Below are 18,739 nucleotides of genomic sequence, written 5' to 3'. Positions count from 1 at the left end.
CACGCTGGAATGTTATCTGATATAGGTATTGAGCCGAGCTCCCCATACACGATTATCATTCTTATTGAGACTATTTTGAGTATTTTAGCTGATTGACAAAAGGCGCTTTATTGTAATCTCTCACGGATGACCCCAGCCAGTCTTGCATGAGTTGTGAATAGCCACCTGCAAAGCGCACTTCCACAGAAATGGCAATGGCTTTTTGCAATTCTTGAACCTGAAATATTGTATATTCAGTCATTTCCCGTTGAAGATTGGCAGCACCAACAGTTCCCAAAGCAGGTATCAGTCGGGTTTTTGTCTTACCTGGTTCTGGATAACGAGTAAAAATAATCAGGTGCTGTTTTGGACTTGCTGGTAAGTTCAGCACGCAATACCTTATTTGAATAAACTAAAAATATCTTAATAGCAATACTTCTCGTTTTCGTTGGCTGTAGCATGATCTTTTCCCGTTCGCATAGCCCCCAAAATTGTAGAAACATAGACACAACGTCTAGCTTTACCACCATTCAAGCTGTAGAAGGTTATCTGTCCTAATCCGCCTACTGTACACTGATTTCCAATTTCAGAGATAGGGCAACCGTGATAGTTAAATAAAACTCGCCACATTTGCTGTGAAGTGTGTTTTCGTAAAGTTGTCTCCTTTTTTCCTTTATTGTTTTCCTCTTCATCAATGCGAGTGTTTGGCTCAAGGTTATGCCATAGATTGTCATTGTTTTTAACAGCATCAGGAATGAATTGTCCTGCTTCTGCTTGATGAACTGCCCATTGCACGACACCATTTTGTATGCGAAAACTGGCTTGCTTAGTCAATTTATCTTTGCTGGCTTGGCTTTGGGCTTGGCGCATCGCATAGTAAACCTCATTTTGGGCAGTATTGAGGCGGCGAATCTCTACAAAAGTTAGCCAGTTAGGTATTCCCAGCGTAGCTAATATACCAATTAATAGAACAACTACTAACATCTCTGGTAAGGTAAAACCACTACTGGAATGCTTATTCAAAGGATTTTTTGCATTAGCTAGAGATTGTAGATGCACCTGGGTATCCATTTTTGTTTTCTGATCGTTTTTCAGCTACCCAGATATTGAGGAATGTTTCAGTTTGTTGGCTTCTTACTTCGCGCCGATTAGTAATACTGTAGAGCAAGGTGGGCGAGGTAAAAATTATGATGGTTTTCAATAACAATTTTAAGGTGAAATTTAGATTCTGAAGCCTTAAGGGGTCGTTAAGAAAATACTTCCACAGAAATCTAGCAGATGCTAGACCTTTTTGCCGATTAAATGGCTTTTGTAGGGCTTTGCAGGTCAAGTATTTGTATAAATTTGCTAGACTTATATTCCAACTCTGCTTAAGTGTAGAAGGTCTTTCTTTGTACGCTCTCTCAAGCACTTGCAAGCAGGCTTTTTCCTGCCTGATAACATTAGTAGAAACTGAATTAGCACTTATGCGATATAATATTTGTACAGATGGTACACAGATAAAATCAAACTTAGAGGCTAATCGCAGCCACATATCCCAATCCTGAGCCGCACTTAGAGATTCGTCAAAGCCACCTAATGTCATTAAAGCTTTTCTACAAATTAAGGGATTGGAACCATTCTCTAGAAAGTTATTTAGTAACAAATTTTCATAAGCACTTCCATTTACATTAATGCGCTTACCTGAAACTATGAATTGACCATTTGCGTCAATATAATCAGTCCAACTATAAGCAACTTTTGCAGTAATGTTTTCTTGCAGAGCCTTTAACTGAGACTGAAGTTTATCAGGTGTCCAAAGATCATCTGCATCTAAGAAACTAACAAATTCTCCAACTGCACGCTGTAGCCCTCGGTTACGGCTGACATTTCCGCCAGCATTGGAATAGGAAAATACTTTTATTCGTGAGTCTTGGATTTGTGTAACAACTTTTAAAGTGGAGTCTTGTGAACCATCATTAATTACAATTAATTCTAGGTGAGTAAAAGTTTGATTTAAAACAGATTGAATAGTGTAATTAATAGTCTTTTCACTATTATAAGCGGGGATAATTACAGAAATTTTTGGCGAATCTTTGCTGGCTTTCATCATTTTATAGGGCTAATTTATTTTTTAATACTCTGCCTAGATTACATTTTAAGTAGTAAAGAGGACTCATCATGCTAGCCAAGTAAAACTCCATCTCAAAAAGTGCAATTAGATTACTTTTCAATTGCCCTCTATACTGAATTAGGTGCTGTAATACTCGGCGTAAATTCCCTAAAATAGTTTTCACAAACACTATTGGTTTTTGCCAATTTTTAGTATTTATCAAGCGTAATTGGAAAATACACAAGCCACAGCCGCGTGCCAAAGTTAGGAGGTAATCTTTTTCAAGTCGCCAATGTGGTATTTGATGATAAGTATGCATAGTAGGGTTATACCAAATTTGCCAGCCTGCATAATGTATGTAAAGCAATGGTTCATAGTCATCACCCTGTACTAAAATACCAGGCAACTTCCCGCTTAAAGTAGGTCGTTGTGGTACATTCTCACACCATACTTGTTTCCGAACAACAAGCGCCGCACCAGGAGGAAGCCTTAAATTATCCGCATCAAACAAAAGTGGATTTGAGCCATGTTCTCTGATAGCTAAAAAAGCTTGAATTCTTTCAAAGTTTTCTGGCGGATTTACTTCAAAATCACCATGAATTTGTCCACTCCAAGCGCCTGCTTGAGGATGCTCTAATCCAAAGGTATATGCTTCTGATAACCAATCAGGAGCAGGTAAGTTATCATCATCTAAAAATGCGATTAGCTGCCCTCTGGCTTCACGTACTGCCCGCAGTCGTGCAAAAGCGGCTCCCTGTTCAGTTTCTAAAAAATATCTTAAATTGCAGTTTCCATCATATATTTTTTGGAAATTCTGGATTATTTCAGATGTGTTATCAGAACTATTGTTATCTACAATAATAATTTCCCAGTTAAGTTTTCCTACTCCTGTCTGGGTTAATAGTTTATCTAAAATTTTAGGTAAACGGGTTGCTCCATTATATGTAGGAATGGCTACACTAATATCTAGATTTTCAACTGCTAATTCAGTCATAATACCTAATATTTTGATAATTTATTTTTTAAAGTATCCATTTTTCCAAAGATAAAAAGGGCTAATGAAACTACTTAAAAAGAGTTCCATTTCGCAAGCAACTACCAAATCTTGTTTTAGCTTAGTTCGATATCTAAGTAAGTGGAGAGCAATTTTCCGCAGGTCATTTATCATATAAGATAAAAGAGCAATTGGTCTATATACCTGTTTTATATTAACCATTCTAGTTACATAACGGCTGAGTCCAATACCTCTAAAAAACGGAATTAAATAATCTTTTTGCAAACGAAAGTTGGGTATTCTGTGAGAAATTTCCATTTCTGGGTTATACCAAATTTCCCATCCTGATTTTTGGATATAAGACAACATTTCTAAGTCTTCACTGGCAAGCATATTGCCTTTAACCCTCCCAGTTAAAATAGGTTTATCTGGTACACTTTCTAACCAGGCTTGTTTACGGACAACAAGTCCGGCAGAAGGAGGTAGTAGTTTTTTGGCAGCTTCATATAATAGCGGTAAATTACCTCGCTCTGTAATTGCCAAGAATGGAGCAATTCGCTGAAAGTTTTCTGGTGGTTCTACTTCCCAATCAGGGTGAATTTGACTACCATAAGCTCCCGCCTTGGGATACTTCTCACCAAAAGCATAAGCTGCGGATACCCAATTTGATACTGGGTAATTGTCATCATCTAGAAAACCTATGAATCTACCTTTAGCTTCTGCAACTGCTTTTTTTCGGGCATAAGCTGCTCCCTGTCGCGCTTCAAAGCAATACTTTAAAGGGTAAGGACACTGCCAATTTTGTTGATAGGTTTGAACAACTTTAGCTGTGTTATCAGTGCTGTTATTGTCTACAACTATAATTTCCCAAGATAAATTTTCGGTGTGAAGTTGGTTTTGTAGTCGTTCTAGTAGTTCAGGCAAACGACTTTCACTGTTGTAAGTTGGAATAGCTACAGTAATATCAAGGTTCTCAGTCATTTGACAAAAGTTACATTTTTATATTTTGATTAGGACGCTTTTTATATGTTCAGCCAATGGCTAATTTATCAGTGGCTCTTAAATAAATCTATCTAACATTAAAACTGCACATGATGTTTTAATTTTGCTATCAATGTGCAGTTTTATGTACAGTATTATTGCGTGTTTTTGAATAAATATTGCTACCTGATGTACTTAACTGCATTTATCGTCTTTTGCTGTAAGCATTGAGCCTAAGAGAGTTTTCACAATGATGCATCGCTTTACGCTACTAGCCGATGTAGAATTTGCAGAGCTTGGTACAGCTACCACTATTTTTAACCCAGGTGGCTCTGTACCTGCTGTCACTGTTCCAAAGTTATTTGGCAGAGTCAGCGCTCCCATATAGTCAAAGGTAATTTTTGCTGATGCATTTAAAGGGTAGGATACAGGAGAATTAGTGGTAGTATTGGCAATATTTTCACCACTAAGATTTCCGCCCAGCAGTAATTTATCAGAATTGGCTCCCACATCTGTCCCTAAAGGTTTCCATGTGCTGATTCCAATATCGGTACGATAAATAGCAACCTCTACATTTTGGGTTGTGCTATTTTTCTGAAAACTAACACTGTAGCTAAGTTTTTTGTTTTTAGCTTCCCGCTGTGCATTTTGTAATGCAGCTAAAACAGCGTCGTTAACCTTATTTACCTGCTGTCGATTTACAAAGCCAACCCAACCAGGAGCAGCGATCGCTGCTAAAATTCCTACCATCAACAGTACTACTGTTAATTCTATCAGGCTAAAACCAGCATCCTTTCGATTGGAGCCATCGTTATAGTATCTATTTGCTAAATATTGCTGCTTTTGTTTTGTTTTCTGGCTATGTAACTGGAAATAATCTAATAATTTCAAACTAGGAATATTCCGCATACTATCCTGCTTTTAGTAATCTTTGTCAAAGATAGAAGCTATTTGGTAAAAATGAAGCTGCTTCCTTGAACCTTAATGTTTGCACTCGGAAAATAACTAGATTTGGTCTGGGCATAACGTACTTTAGTTTCATCATTTTGGATTAAACGAGCTTGTGCGTTACCCCTTAAATAAACTTCAGCAGCACTTCTATTATCTGTGCCAACTGAATTTACACAAGTATAGAAGCCTGTTATGATACTGGTTGCTGCTGCTGGAATTTGTGTAAAGCCAGTAGAACATGTCACTGCTGGCGCTCCCTGTGCTATTGTTGTTTGATCTATAAAATCAACTAGAACCACGGGAACTTGACTGTAAGTATCCCCTACTGCCAAACTATTTGTCCAACTATTCATTTTTACTTGTAATGTTATGCCCTTTTGTGACAAGTCAAATACTTTAAAACCTTTATCTGGACATAGGCTATATTTTTCAGTAAATCCAGTACAAGTACTACCACTACTATTTATAATGCCATCTTTAATTTCCCATCTGGCGATGCGGGCAGCTTGAGACCAGTTAGAATTAGTGTCTTTAATTAAATAGTAAGCTACCAATGAATATACAAAAGAATCGTCTTTTTGAACTACACCGGCAGTATTTGTACTTTGAACAGCTTCTTTGGAAAATTCTCGTTTCCAAAAGACAAGCACAGGAACTCTATCTGTTGTAGTTGAGCTAGCTAGTTGATTCCCACTTGCATTTGGGCAAGTACTAGTATCAGCAGTACCGGTTAGACAACTAATTCCAGTAGCATCATAAATATAGATTGCTTGTTGGAGATCGCGAGTAATATAGTCAAGCGCTGCTTTAATTTCTTGCTCAGAGTTGGCTTTGGCTTGTTCCTGGCCATCAGTGTTTAAAACGCTGATCATAAAACCTAGTAACGGCGTAATTACTAGGAATGCGAGGATCATAGCCACGAGCAGTTCAATGAGGGTGAAGCCATTATTTTTGTTTTGCTTCTGAGAGGGTTTTAGCTGAGTAGTTAACAGCCACCTCAACAATATATTCATTTTGCTACAGGTTCTCCTTAGTGACGGATACTGAGTCATGAAATTATTTATGTTTGCTGGGTTAATTATGGTTGACAACCACCAAGGCGATCGCACAAAGCGTTATAAGAGGGTTGACCTCTGGCAATTTCAGTTGTTATTTCCACCAGTGGTGCCTTGCGATCGCCTAATCCCCCAGTGAATGTTGCTGCTTTTTTTCCACCGCTACCCGCAGTTAAGGTACCAAATTCAGCATCTGAACGATATACCCGAACTCCCAAACGATAGCTTTGACCGCTATCAATTTGAGTGGTACTCGTGCTGATAGTTCCAACTGCATTGCCAAAAGCCTGAATGTAAAACTGAACTGGGCTGGTTGTTTTGTAGGTTGTACAGTCGCTTGGTATAGTGATTTTGCCATCGTTGTGAAAGCAATACAAACTAGTTGCGTCTGTGGGAACCGCCACACTGCTTAATAAATAGCCATTGTTTGAAGTTGACAACGTTCTAGAAGATGCAGCAGTGAGTACTGGGGTCATTGCATCTGTGATGCTGGCTTCTGAGATTGTTTTAGACTTAATAGCATCAATGAAGGCTTTAGCCGCTCCTGTTGCCAATTCCACCCGTTTAGCTTGCACACGAGTTGCTGTTGACATGACTAAGACAGGTGCGATCGCTACTAGCAAAATGGCAACCACAAGCATCGCCACCAGCGACTCAATGATCGTAAAACCAGACTCGTTAGACTGGGCAGATGATTGTTGTAGTTGGTGTGGGATCATAGTTTGTTACTCAATAGGGTTATGTCTTACATCAATTTGCGATCGGGTGTAATACACTCGTAACCTCACTTCCAAACCTCTCGCCCTACAAGGGAAGAGGCTTTGAATTTTCCCCCTTCCCTAGCAGGGAAGGGGGCTAGGGGGTTAGGTTTCTTAACGTGGTCTATTCACCCGAAAAGTGCTGTAAAAACTCTCATTCAGATACTTTAGGATGGTTGGAGTTGGCAGTTACTAGGACGTTCAGTTGCAGGTAGTGCAAATTTGAAACCGCTGCCAAAGTAAGTGGTGTCCGCAGCATCAAACCCATCCGCTGTTTGAGCTTGGACAGCACACAACAGAGTTTGCACCCAAAGGTCATCCCGACCTACTTCTCTGAAGTATTCATTCGGAGGATCTGTCGCTGGAATTACAAAGCGCTGGGCAAACAAGTCGGGGTTTTGCGCCAGTAGGGCCACATCATAACCCCAGTTACGGTTGGGAGGCATATAATAAGGCGCTTCACCAGAACCACTACTAATGAAAGTACTATCTGATGTGTAACCAGGTCTATCAGAATTCAGAACTCTGAAAAAGATACTGTTATTCTTAGCGAGGTTAGCAGCGGTAGTATCATTAGGGTCAGAAGTGGTTGCAGGAGCAGTTGTTGGCCCTGGTCTGACAAGAGCTTGGAATGGTGCAGTAGCATAGATACTGCGTTTAAATTGGATGAATGAACCGTTGATATTGGCATTAACCCCATCCCAGTTTTCTAAGAAGCGCACAAAGTTATGTAAACCCCCATTGATTTCGTAGGTAGTTGAACCCACACGAGCAGGACTATCACCAGCCGCAATTACTAGATTAAAAGTTGTTTCACTTGCCTTAGACAACCATCTAGTACTTTTAACGACACTAGATGATCCTGCTAAACTGGCGTAATCTTGATCTACAGGTGCTGCGGTTGTTACCTGTAATTGCAATACAGGTTCTAATAGCGGCTGGTATGACGCATTTCTGATGGGTGTAGTCGTGAATGGTGATATGGCTCCAGGAAAATCTCTAAGCGAACCAGAAACTGGTATTTTCGGGTATCTGTAGAATATACGATTAGTGCTGTTGTATTTGATCTCGCTCATGGTGGACGCTGGTGGGTTAGGAGAAGTACTTGTTGTGGTTGCAAACCATAGGGCATTAGTTGCTATGTCAGGTATGGGACTTGCGGGGTCTACTTGACCAGTTGCTGGGTTAATAAGTACTGGGAATTCTTTTACTACACCTGATTTAATACCTAGTGGAATAGGAGTAGCGCTACTAAAAGTTATGGGATTATTACTAGTATCAACAAGCTTGGCAAAATTAGCATCAGTCGTTAGTACATTGTATTTCCGTTTGAACGCAACCCTACGAGCAAATCGTTCAAAACCAGCCCTTGGCGATCGCGCAGTTGTACCAGCTAAGAGTTTGTCAGGATCTGCACCTACTACATCACTAGACCTTTTTAGGATTTCTGTGGTTAGGTCTAAAGGATTGGTTTTATTAGTATCACTATCTAAACCCACAAACCAGTCATCCTTATCCATTTTGCACTCTGAAACTGGTATTTTAAAGCACATTTCCATTACATACTCTGGGAAAGCTCCCCGGCGTTGAATGGGTGTGACGAAGTTGTTCAAGTAAGAACTGTTATAGCTTACTGAGTCGGTAGTAATGGGAGTACCTTTATAGTAGGAATCATCATTAGATGTAGTGAAGAAATTAGATGAAGTGACGAAGTTATTATTCCAGAAACCCACCTTCAGTCGGTCGAGTATGAGGTTAGGATCACTCCCTTGGTTATTTCGCAAATCGTAATCACCCTCATTGCGGAAACCTTCGCGGAAGTTAGTAGATAGCAAGGTGACAGCATCGGCAATTACTGATGCTGGTCGCCAGGTTTCGCCTGTTGTGCAATTGGGTAGTCTAGGGTCACTAGGCCGACAAGCAAAGTCAGGATCGCGATTTGTGGCAGCACGAGTGTAAAATTTAGTATCGTAAGTACTATCACTGGGAGCAGGTAAAACATCCGCACCTTTGAATTCTTGTTTAGTGTGCAGATTAAAATCGCCTTTAACATACACTGGTAGCTCAGTTGCTAAAATTAAGCCTTTTTCTTCTGCTCTGTAATTATTCAGGCGACTCACATTACTGCCATTAATCAACATAATGGCATTGGGTCGCCGTTCTGGATCGAGATTGTAGTCACTGGCGCTGACATTTTCACTAGTTGAGCTACTACGATCTTTTTGAGCATCATCACGAGAGGCATAGATAATGCCGCTATTGGGCAATAGATATTCGTTAACAGGTGTAGCAGTGATTGATTGTGTGCGAAGCAGACCTAAATCTATGGTAGTAGCACGAATTTCTAGAGGCTGACGCTGTTCTACTTCTAGATTGTAGTTTCCAGTTAATGCACCACCTTTATCTATAGCTTTAATTTGTCGGGCATCAAGAAATGCAGTTTCTTTGATTGCACCATTAGGAATGTAGGTAGTACTCTGAGCCAGAGTGCCATCGGCAATTGTGATTGCACAGATGGTAGAGTCAATTGCTGATTGCTCAGATAGAGTGAGCTTGCTGGTTGTTGCTTTGGCCAGTGCTTGCCGCAGTAGCGGATTGACGAGCCGACCATTGGGAAATACCAAGTTGGCTTGATGTTTCAAGCGATCTAGCAAAGCTACGCTAGTGTTAGTAACATCATCATCGTTAGTCACCGCTGCAAAAAAACCATTGCTATCTACTGTCTGTCCTCTAGTTATACCAGCGGCTGTAGTAGCGGGAGCAGCGTAAACAACCCCATTATTTGATCTAGCTTCAGTAGTTATGGCACCAACTAGTTCACCGCTCACATCCGGCAGTGTACTTATATTTCTTGCCGTATTCTTGTTTGTGGGATCATAGTAGCTACTTACACAGGCCATGGGTGTCTGATAATCGTCTGCTGTAGCCGCCAGAGGATCGTAGGAATCAAAATTGTAGTGATACACTCCCGTGGCACGCATTACCAAATGGCCGCGTGTTGGCGTACCGTTGAGAGGATCGGCGGATTTAGGCACAAGCATGGGCATTGTGTCAGGCCAGACTACATTTGTGGCGCTGGCATTATTTTCTAATACGCTTGTTGTACTGGGGTCGTCATTGACTGCCGAGGGAGGTGTCGGTAGATCAGAACCTGTACGTCTATATACTCCCGCACCTGTAATCACCCTCAGTCCACCGATCACATCAAGGATATTAGTTCGGGGTGAAGCGGCTGAAATTTCCCAAAAACCATCACGTCCTGTTACCCCTAAATCTGATAACTGTTTGACACGAGTGGTACGAGTCCGATCTTTGGTAGTGCTACTTGTCCACTTCACAGCAGGAGTGATGGGTTGGGGATCATCCTCTCCTACAAACTCTCCTTTTGTGTCGTCCCATATTAGTTCAGGTAGGTTGTTCCCTACTACGATGCGATCGCCTAACTCTATTTCTGTTACAGGAGTATTATCTACAATGTCTGGATCTCTAGTAGGTAGTTGCGCTGTATTTAGTGTTAGTGCTGTATTAGCATCTATTGGATAAATCCAGGCATCCATTGGACGTAGTGTATTAACAGAACCTTTCATAAAAGTTGCTGCATCTGCTATGGTGTAGTCCACACCAGCAGATTTTTGAATACCAGAAGTACCATAAGGAACTTCTTTAAATGGTACACGCCTAGTACGTTTACGGAACCAATTTTCTAATTCTTGCTTACGTACTGTATTCGCATCTAAGCTTGGATCATTTAGAGTCCGACTGCTTATATTAGTTTGGGTTTCTTGAGGATCAGTAGTAGTAGCATTGTTAAATTGTGCGTTCACTAATAAGTCTATGCGTTGAGCATAAGCCTGAGTATTATAGGCAATGTCACTCGAATTATTTGAGGTAGTTTTATTAGTAGGTCCCAAATATTTAGTTGTATCAGGTGCATTATTTTCTACAAATAAATCTACGCGTGTTCCACCTGTATTACTTGTACTGATTGGGCTACTAGTTGCAACATTACCACCAATAACTATCTTGCCATTTTCTCGTTCGTAGTAACATGAATACCTACTACTGACCTGGAATAGGGTTATATCTTGATTAGTTTTAGCAGTAAATAAGTTACTGTTGGTAAAGATGCGTCCATTGAGACGGAATCTAGGCCCGGGTGTAATATCTAAGTCATCTTCATAGACAACAGCATTATTAGTAATAGAAACTTGACTGCGATCTTGTTGCATTTCTAAAGCCGAGAAGCCTTTATTACCTCTATACTTCTCATATTTGGTTGTATCAAGAGAAGCATTATCACTAATGGGAACCGTTGCTGCATATACGAAAAAGCTTTTTTTCAATTCGCCAGTTGGTAGCTTATACCAACCTGAATTACCTACTAAGCTGGCGCTAGTGTCACCCGCTACATCACAAGCTCCACCTGCTTTAGCTGGCAGCATGGGAGGGGTTCTAGCATCTAGTGGGCTTCTTTTTCTCTCTTGAGTTGTACCAGTTTGGGGGGGAGTACGGAAGTAGATACCGTAGAGAATAAAACTATCAAATTTACCGTTATTATCTGTGTCGGCAGGAAATTTCCAGGCTGTTTGTAGGTTTTCTTTATTTTCTAAAGGGATACTACTACCTGCTTCAATTGTGGTATCTTTATCAAGATTGTAAGCCAGGGTTATCGGAGTTTCATCACCAAATGTATAGACAGGAAGTTTATTGGTTAAGGTATTGTATAGTGTTACGTTTGATGGGACAGAACGTGGTAGAGTCGGGTCGGCAAACAGTGCACTTATTTTGGCTTTAGCCCGCTCTAAGGCAGGGGTAGCGGCTTGCATTGTCGCTTCATTCACCCGAACATTACTAGCATTTTTGGAGCGTTCAAAAGACCGAAACAAAATTGCAGTTGTTAACAGCACGACGACCAAAGTTACCATTGCCACTGTTGGCAACAAAAACCCAGCATTCTCTGAGCTGCGTCTTCTTCGAGTGCCAAAAATAGTCCGCAGGAGCCAAATGATTTGCTTGTTAATTGCAGATAAAAACTGCTTGCTAATTTGTCTGAAGGTTTTTTGAATTGTCTTGGCTAGCTGACGTTTTCGAGACATAGCTGCTTCCCTGTCAAGTGATTTGTAGCGGATTTACTATTTTTTAGAAATCCTAAATTATGCCTGTCAAATATTTTTACAGGCAAAATATTAGGCTATATTTATCTAACTACTGCATCTGGTTTTACTAACCTATAAATGAAGTAGCTATAACAAAAAACAATTTATTCAAGTTATATCATTTATAAATTGTTCATTTTATCCGGTAAATACTGATTTTTTGATAATTATTTAATTCAATTCCGATAAAGAGTAAGAGCATAACTTCACAGTAAAATTGCGGAAATGTATTTTAAGTTAAGGCAAATTTATGAAGATGTTGTTAGCAGAGTAAACTTATAATACCCACCCGTTAAAGGAAAGATATCAGTTGGGTGCAAAATAATCAGATATAGCGGTTCTCACTTCGGTGCAATACTGTTGGAACCTCACCCTGTCCTGATTTTAATCCCTCTCCTTAGTAAGGAGAGGGACAGGTTTTGCGTAGCATAACCAGGGTGAGGTTTTCTTGAGCTATTCGATAAACCGTAAATTGCGTCGAGAGCGACTTGTGTGTACACCGCAGCTTTTTAGGGCTGGGGGAGAGGTTCAACTACTATCCCCTTAAATTTCGTATATTCTGAGCAATACTTTCCAGCACCCCAGACAAATTAGCATACACATCATTATTCGTAAATCTAATAAACTTAATTTCTACTGATTCAATAAATTCTTGTCTTGCCTTATCCGATTCAACAGCACCTTCTTGAAAATGGCTTTTGCCATCAATTTCTATAGCTAACTTAAATTCAGAACTATAAAAATCTATAACAAACTTATCCACACTATATTGTCTGCGAAATTTACAGTTTTCAAGCTGTCTATCTTTGATTTTATCCCAAATAACTTTCTCGGCTTTTGTTATATTTTGGCGTAATTGTCGCCTTTTTTCTATTTCAGTATTTTTGTTATAGAGTTTAGTCATTTTAACTTTGATATCTTGAAACTGATCTAAAAAATTGATTTATTTCCAATTACGGTTCCCTCTCCTTTATAAGGCAATACCCTTGGGTTAAGAAGAAAAGTAGGTTGGGTTGAGCAACAGCGAAACCCAACATCCTTCGGACTTTGTTGGGTTTCGTTCTTCAACCCAACCTACATCAGTTTTAGTTTTTAGCCTTAACCCAAGCGTATTGCTTTATAAGGATAGGACTTACGCATTGACAGAAAAGACCAAGTATGAGTGATTTGAAAAACCACATTCATCGTAGGGGCAATTCATGAATTGCCCCTACGACGCGAGTCTACTTACCATCCATGAATTGATTAATAAAAACCTGAAACGGCGTATTTACGTTCATACACAACATGATTATTTTGTACAGTGCGTAAGTCCTAAAGGAGAAGGTTAGGGTAAGGTAAAGCGATCGCTGTAAATGTTTATCCAGTCTTGATTGAGTTGCTCACAATATAATAACCTCACCCCGCCCTTCGGGCACCCCTCTCCTTATTAAGGAGAGGGGGTATGGATTAGGCGCTAAAGTATTTTGCTAGTGGGTGGTAAGCAATAATCGCAGTGGTAGACTGTTCTGGATAAAGTTGTTCACTTTCATCCATATACAAGTTAATTTTGTCAGTCTTCAATAACTCCAATTGTTTGTACTGATCCTGAATATTTGGGCAAGCGGGATACCCAAAACTATACCGTGAGCCACGATAGCGTTGTGCCAATATATCCCGAATATTATCCGGTTCTTCAGCAGTAAAACCCAACTCCCGGCGAATTCTGGCGTGTGTCCACTCAGCCACAGCCTCTGCTACCTGCACCGCCATACCGTGGAAATACAGATAATCTGTGTATTGATTGGCAGCAAACAGCTTTTGCGCGAACTCTGTTGCAATTTCTCCCACAGTCACAGCCTGCATTGGGAAGACATCAATAATTCTCGACTCCTTCGGTGCAAAGAAATCTGCTATGCACAGCCGCCTTAAAGACTTCTGTCTGGGAAACTCGAAAGTTGCAACTTGTTGTGATTGGTTTTCTGAGTCATATATATGTAGAGAATTTCCTTCAGACTGACAAGGGAAATACCCATAAATCACCTGGGGATGCAACAAATTCTCTTCAATAATCCGCTGTTTCCAAGTTTCTAAAACTGGGTATACTTTCTCAGCTAAGAAAGCCTGATATTCTTCCTTAGATTGCTCTTTTGGTTTGCGGAATTGCCACTGTCCAGCAATTAAAGCTTGTAAATCCAGATGCCAGAATATTTCCTCGATGGGAATATCACTAGGCTGCAATAACTGCGTTCCCCAGAAAGGTGGTGTCGGGCGTTCAATATCTATCGCTACAGCATCAGAACGTCTTGTATCTACTTCTTTTAGTTCAGCAGATGTCGTTTCTTCAACAGTTGTAACTTTTGGTTCTTTGTGACCATTCGTCGAAACTTCAGCAGTTTCGACTTCATTCAAAAATCCCTGCAAATCTTCCCAGTTACCAGCAGCCTTTGCTGGCATTAATTTATCCATGAAGTGCAAGTCAGAAAAGGCATCTTTGCCATAAACAACCTTACCTTTGTAGGTTTTTTGGCAATCTTCATGCACAAATTTGGGAGTCAGCGCCGCACCGCCTAAAATCACGGGGACGGTAATTCCTTTTTCGTTGAATATTTCCAAATTCTCTTTCATGAAGGCGGTGGATTTGACCAGCAAACCACTCATGGCAATACAATCAGCTTTGTGCTGTTCGTAAGCGTTGATGATGTTTTCCACTGGCTGCTTAATTCCCAGGTTAATCACCTTGTAGCCATTGTTGGACAAGATGATATCTACTAAGTTTTTACCAATATCGTGGACATCACCTTTCACGGTGGCAATAATAAAGCTTCCCTTCCCATTGTTGCCTGATTCTGACTTTTCCATGAACGGTTCGAGATAGGCTACCGCCGCCTTCATGGTTTCCGCAGATTGCAAGACGAAGGGTAACTGCATTTGTCCAGAACCGAATAATTCCCCGACAACTTTCATGCCATCTAGCAGGAAGGTGTTGATAATTTCTAAGGGGGGATATTCTTCTAAGGCTTTTGTCAGATGTTCTTCTAAACCAATGCGTTCGCCATCGATGATATGGCGCTTGAGACGTTCGGGGATAGGGAGACTTTCATCTAAGGAGCGATCGCGTTTTGTAGTTACCCCGGCAAATACTGTGGTAAGCTCTCCCAAGGGATCGTAAACGCAAACATTACCTTCAAACTTCCGTTCGTCATAAATCAATTGGCGACAGATTTCTTGATGACGTTCCTCAATCTTGGACAACGGTAAAATTTTGTTAGCGCTGACAATGGCTGCATCCATTCCCGCCGTCGTCGCCTCGTGCAAAAACACTGAGTTCAACACCATCCGCGAGGCTGGATTCAAACCAAAGGAAATATTGGAAACACCTAAAATCACATGACATCCAGGCAATTCTTGACGAATGCGGCGGATGGATTCAATTGTGGCCTTGCCGTTTTCTCGATCTTCTTCAATCCCGGTGGAAATTGGTAAAGCTAAGGTATCAAAGAAGATTTCGGTGGGAGCAATGCCATATTCTACAGCTTGACGGTATGCACGCCCCGCGATCGCAAACTTTTTGTCTGCTGTCCGCGCCATCCCATCTTCATCGATAGTACCAATGACTACACCAGCACCGTACTTTTTCGCTAACTCCAGCACTTTCAAAAAGCGCGGTTCCCCGTCTTCGTAGTTGGTGGAGTTCAGCAAACACTTACCACCGGCAACCTTTAAACCCGCCTCCATCTTTTCCCATTCAGTGGAGTCAAGCATTAATGGCAGTGTCACATTATTAACAATGCGCGAAACTAATTCGTGCATATCCCGTACACCGTCACGTCCCACATAATCGACGTTGACATCGAGGATGTGTGCGCCTTCTTTTACTTGCGCCCTCGCCATTGAAACGAGTCCATCCCAATCTTCCGCATTTAGTAAATCGCGGCATTTCTTGGAACCACTGGCGTTGAGACGTTCGCCAACAATCAAGAAGGAATTATCTTGGTCGTAGGGTTGAGTGGTGTAAATTGATGCTGCTGCTGGTTCTAAACTTGGATGTCTAACTTTTGGCTTCAAGTCTTTAGCAAGTTCTGCTAATTGTTGAATGTGTTCTGGACGCGTCCCACAGCAACCCCCGATCACTTGGACACCCAAATCTTCAACAAAATGCATCAATGACATCCGTAATTCCAACGGTGTCAGGCGGTAGTGTGCTTGACCGCCGACGTTCTCAGGTAAACCCGCGTTGGGAATACAGGAAACGATAAAAGGCGAATGTTCTGCCAGATACTTGATATGTGGTTTCATCAAGTCTGGGCCTGTGGCACAGTTCAGACCGAGAATGTCTATTGGGTAATGTTCCAAAATTGTCAGCACAGCACTGATTTCGGAACCTACCAACATTGTGCCCATGCTTTCCATTGTCACAGACACCATCAACGGACGGCGATCGCCTTTTTTGGCAAACACTTCTTCAATTCCATTCAGCGCCGCTTTAATTTGCAGCACATCTTGGCAAGTCTCCACCAGAAATAAATCGACACCACCATCCCACAGCGCTTCTGCTTGTTCAGCAAAAGTAGCTTTCATGGTGTCAAAGTCAATATGTCCCAAGGTGGGGAGTTTAGTTGTGGGGCCGATGGAACCTGCTACAAACCGGGGTTTTTCTGGCGTGGAAAATTCCGCAGCGACACGCTTCGCCAATTCTGCGGCAGTCCTGCTGAGGTAGTAGGCTTGGTCTGCCAAGTCATATTCTGCCAGCACCAGGGACGTACTGCCAAAGGTATCCGTTTCAATCACATCAGCACCAGCGGCGAGAAAGTCGCGGTGAACCTTAGCGACAGCTTCGGGTTTTGTGTGGACTAAGTATTCGTTACAGCCTTCATACTGTGGGCCGCCGAAGTCTTCAGCAGTCAGGTTTTGGGTTTGCAGGTTGGTTCCCATCGCCCCGTCGAATACGAGGACTGGGCTATCTGGACTACGCAGGCGTTCAAGGAAAGAATGAGTCATATTTTCCTAGAATAAATGAGCAAATCAAGTGAGTCTTGTGATACTCTACTTACTTTATTATTTTCCAAAATTTTGAGAGTTTCGGCAGTGTGTAATGGAAAAATTTTGATGCCGTACTGGAATTACTTATGTGTCTATAATATCACTGTATAGTGAGCTAGTTCATATAGAGGTTGTTCTATGGAAAGAAGGAAAATTTTGATTGCAACTAAAACGTACCCTTCAATTAGCACCAAATATCAAGAAACAGTCTGTACAGCAGGAGTTTTGTTAGATGATGAGGAGAAACCAGTTCAGTGGATTCGGATTTATCCCATTCGTTTTCGTCAATTAGATTTTGATAAGCGTTATCCAAGATGGTCAATTATAAGTGCTAAAATAGAGAGAAATGACAAAGATTATAGAGAAGAAAGTTTTCGTATAGATGATTCTTCGATAGAAGTAATACGAAAAATTGATCCTCGCAAGAATTGGGAAGAGCGAAAAGCCTTGGTTCTGCCACTTGAATTCAAATCTATTCGGGAGATTAAAGAGCAAGGTAAGTCTCTCGGTATTATTAAACCACAAACTATAAAAAAATACTTCTGTAACGAGACAGAACGAGAATGGAACCCAAAACAGCAAGGAATCTTGGATCAACTAGACTTGTTTGAGCCTTCAGTACAGTTAGATAAAATTCCTTACAATTTTGGTTACGAATTTATTTCTCAAGATGGAGATAAACATCGTTGTACAATAAGCGATTGGGAAATTCAACAACTTTATAGAGGCTGTAGAGATAGATCAAATGAAACAAGTATGGACAATAAAGAAAAGGAGGCTTTAGAAAAAGTACGCCAAAAACTAGAAGAGGAGTTTTTAAGCAAAAAAGATTTATACTTTATCATGGGAAACCTAAAAAGTCACAAAAATAGCTTTATGATTATTGGGATATTTTACCCACCATTAATAAAAATGTAATATTTAAATTTTATTGTTCCAGGAATTAAAAATGAAGATTAAAGATATTGCCAAAACAAGATGCATACTTACCTTCGGATATGGCAATCGCAAAGACTACAATGCCTTCTTGGAATACCTGCAAAAGTTTGATGTGGGATGTGTTGTAGATGTGAGGATGGTTCCTCGTGCTTGGAGCCGGAAATGGTACGGCGACAAAATTAAAATATTCTGTGAATTAAATAATATTGAGTATATTTCTAAAACTGCTTTAGGTAACACATCTGGTAAAGAAAACTGGATTCCAGTAAATCAAGAAGAAGCAGATAAAGCTCTACATGAAATTGCACAAGTTGCTCAAACGAGTAATGTTTTACTGTTGTGCGCTGAAATGAACCCGAATCGCTGTCATCGGAAAGAAGTTGCTGATTGCTTGGGAAACTTAGTATCAATGCCTGTTAAGCATTTAGAGTAGTAATCTAAAATTTTCTCGATATTTAGGGAAGAGTGTTTAATAAACCTCATTTCACAACAGACGATCGCCTGTTGTGTTGGTGGCGCGTAGCCGTAGCCTGCTAATTTAAACTTCCAGACTGGTCAACAGCTCTTTTAGCTCGGAGAAAGAGTAGATGTAAAAAGTTGCGTTGTCCGCACGCGGCACTCCCGCCCGGAGGGTTTGTACTGTTCTCATGCCTAGACGATTTCCTGCTAGGATTTCTGAATCGGAATTGTCTCCGAGCACGAGAACTTGCATCGGTTTCAATTGATAAGTATCCAAGATACACTCAAAAATTCGCTGCTTGCCTTTCCTGTTCGGCTCGTCAATTGCGTAACGCACCTTTGATACTCGTGAA

Annotated in this window: 13 protein-coding genes and 1 pseudogene; 2 read left to right on the top strand and 12 right to left on the bottom strand. The window is 40.8% G+C overall.

Annotated elements, in window-relative coordinates; all coding sequences use genetic code 11:
* Positions 1 to 121: 121 nt before the first annotated feature.
* The 11 genes and pseudogenes from V7K30_RS31395 to metH all read right to left on the bottom strand — a co-directional run.
* Positions 122 to 370: pseudogene (locus V7K30_RS31395) on the bottom strand (TIGR04282 family arsenosugar biosynthesis glycosyltransferase); the annotation flags it as partial.
* Between the two features lie 32 nt (positions 371 to 402).
* Positions 403 to 1,050 carry a pilus assembly FimT family protein gene (locus tag V7K30_RS31390; protein ID WP_335006112.1) on the bottom strand — a complete coding sequence of 216 codons (648 nt, stop codon included), beginning with the start codon at positions 1,048 to 1,050 and terminating at the stop codon, positions 403 to 405.
* Positions 1,016 to 2,071 (bottom strand): glycosyltransferase, encoded by a 1,056-nt coding sequence (locus V7K30_RS31385; protein ID WP_335006110.1) that lies wholly within the window; start codon positions 2,069 to 2,071, stop codon positions 1,016 to 1,018. The genes V7K30_RS31390 and V7K30_RS31385 overlap by 35 nt, the downstream gene beginning before the upstream one ends.
* A 1-nt stretch (position 2,072) precedes the next feature.
* The gene (gene hpsE, locus V7K30_RS31380) at positions 2,073 to 3,065 is read right to left on the bottom strand and encodes a hormogonium polysaccharide biosynthesis glycosyltransferase HpsE (protein WP_335006108.1); all 993 of its coding nucleotides are present in this window, start codon (positions 3,063 to 3,065) and stop codon (positions 2,073 to 2,075) included.
* A 21-nt stretch (positions 3,066 to 3,086) separates the two neighbouring features.
* Entirely contained in the window at positions 3,087 to 4,046 is a 960-nt protein-coding gene (hpsE, locus tag V7K30_RS31375; protein ID WP_335006107.1) for a hormogonium polysaccharide biosynthesis glycosyltransferase HpsE, read from the bottom strand.
* Positions 4,047 to 4,241: 195 nt separating this feature from the next.
* Positions 4,242 to 4,955 carry a pilus assembly FimT family protein gene (locus V7K30_RS31370; RefSeq protein WP_335006105.1) on the bottom strand — a complete coding sequence of 238 codons (714 nt, stop codon included), beginning with the start codon at positions 4,953 to 4,955 and terminating at the stop codon, positions 4,242 to 4,244.
* 38 nt (positions 4,956 to 4,993) lie between these two features.
* On the bottom strand, positions 4,994 to 6,010 hold the full coding sequence (hpsC, locus tag V7K30_RS31365) for a hormogonium polysaccharide secretion pseudopilin HpsC (protein ID WP_335006103.1): 1,017 nt from the start codon (positions 6,008 to 6,010) through the stop codon (positions 4,994 to 4,996).
* 65 nt (positions 6,011 to 6,075) lie between these two features.
* Positions 6,076 to 6,771 carry a hormogonium polysaccharide secretion pseudopilin HpsB gene (gene hpsB, locus V7K30_RS31360; RefSeq protein ID WP_335006101.1) on the bottom strand — a complete coding sequence of 232 codons (696 nt, stop codon included), beginning with the start codon at positions 6,769 to 6,771 and terminating at the stop codon, positions 6,076 to 6,078.
* A gap of 206 nt (positions 6,772 to 6,977) precedes the next feature.
* A complete protein-coding gene (gene hpsA / locus V7K30_RS31355) occupies positions 6,978 to 11,906 on the bottom strand; it encodes a hormogonium polysaccharide biosynthesis protein HpsA (protein WP_335006100.1) in 4,929 nt (1,642 codons plus the stop codon).
* Between the two features lie 595 nt (positions 11,907 to 12,501).
* The gene (locus V7K30_RS31350) at positions 12,502 to 12,870 is read right to left on the bottom strand and encodes an endonuclease domain-containing protein (protein ID WP_335006098.1); all 369 of its coding nucleotides are present in this window, start codon (positions 12,868 to 12,870) and stop codon (positions 12,502 to 12,504) included.
* A 545-nt stretch (positions 12,871 to 13,415) separates the two neighbouring features.
* A complete protein-coding gene (gene metH, locus V7K30_RS31345) occupies positions 13,416 to 16,946 on the bottom strand; it encodes a methionine synthase (protein ID WP_335006096.1) in 3,531 nt (1,176 codons plus the stop codon).
* A 180-nt stretch (positions 16,947 to 17,126) separates the two neighbouring features.
* On the opposite strand from metH, the gene V7K30_RS31340 reads away from it, so the two are divergent.
* Together V7K30_RS31340 and V7K30_RS31335 are read left to right on the top strand one after the other, a co-directional pair.
* Entirely contained in the window at positions 17,127 to 17,906 is a 780-nt protein-coding gene (locus V7K30_RS31340) for a hypothetical protein (RefSeq protein WP_335006094.1), read from the top strand.
* Between the two features lie 31 nt (positions 17,907 to 17,937).
* On the top strand, positions 17,938 to 18,360 hold the full coding sequence (locus tag V7K30_RS31335) for a DUF488 domain-containing protein (RefSeq protein ID WP_335006093.1): 423 nt from the start codon (positions 17,938 to 17,940) through the stop codon (positions 18,358 to 18,360).
* A 105-nt stretch (positions 18,361 to 18,465) separates the two neighbouring features.
* Here V7K30_RS31335 and V7K30_RS34465 read toward each other — a convergent pair whose 3' ends face one another.
* Positions 18,466 to 18,723 (bottom strand): HAD hydrolase-like protein, encoded by a 258-nt coding sequence (locus V7K30_RS34465; protein ID WP_442941124.1) that lies wholly within the window; start codon positions 18,721 to 18,723, stop codon positions 18,466 to 18,468.
* Positions 18,724 to 18,739: the final 16 nt, after the last annotated feature.

This window comes from Nostoc sp., from assembly GCF_036917655.1.
In the GTDB taxonomy this organism is placed as follows: domain Bacteria; phylum Cyanobacteriota; class Cyanobacteriia; order Cyanobacteriales; family Nostocaceae; genus Nostoc.
Note: the sequence above shows the minus strand (reverse complement) of the source record. Positions and strands in the feature narration are given on the sequence as shown.

What these genes read in the sequence shown, in the direction of transcription:
- V7K30_RS31390 (WP_335006112.1), bottom strand. Translation starts at nt 1,050, where the DNA reads ATGGATACCCAGGTGCATCTACAATCTCTAGCTAATGCAAAAAATCCT.
- V7K30_RS31385 (WP_335006110.1), bottom strand. Translation starts at nt 2,071, where the DNA reads ATGATGAAAGCCAGCAAAGATTCGCCAAAAATTTCTGTAATTATCCCC.
- hpsE (WP_335006108.1), bottom strand. Translation starts at nt 3,065, where the DNA reads ATGACTGAATTAGCAGTTGAAAATCTAGATATTAGTGTAGCCATTCCT.
- hpsE (WP_335006107.1), bottom strand. Translation starts at nt 4,046, where the DNA reads ATGACTGAGAACCTTGATATTACTGTAGCTATTCCAACTTACAACAGT.
- V7K30_RS31370 (WP_335006105.1), bottom strand. Translation starts at nt 4,955, where the DNA reads ATGCGGAATATTCCTAGTTTGAAATTATTAGATTATTTCCAGTTACAT.
- hpsC (WP_335006103.1), bottom strand. Translation starts at nt 6,010, where the DNA reads ATGAATATATTGTTGAGGTGGCTGTTAACTACTCAGCTAAAACCCTCT.
- hpsB (WP_335006101.1), bottom strand. Translation starts at nt 6,771, where the DNA reads ATGATCCCACACCAACTACAACAATCATCTGCCCAGTCTAACGAGTCT.
- hpsA (WP_335006100.1), bottom strand. Translation starts at nt 11,906, where the DNA reads ATGTCTCGAAAACGTCAGCTAGCCAAGACAATTCAAAAAACCTTCAGA.
- V7K30_RS31350 (WP_335006098.1), bottom strand. Translation starts at nt 12,870, where the DNA reads ATGACTAAACTCTATAACAAAAATACTGAAATAGAAAAAAGGCGACAA.
- metH (WP_335006096.1), bottom strand. Translation starts at nt 16,946, where the DNA reads ATGACTCATTCTTTCCTTGAACGCCTGCGTAGTCCAGATAGCCCAGTC.
- V7K30_RS31340 (WP_335006094.1), top strand. Translation starts at nt 17,127, where the DNA reads ATGGAAAGAAGGAAAATTTTGATTGCAACTAAAACGTACCCTTCAATT.
- V7K30_RS31335 (WP_335006093.1), top strand. Translation starts at nt 17,938, where the DNA reads ATGAAGATTAAAGATATTGCCAAAACAAGATGCATACTTACCTTCGGA.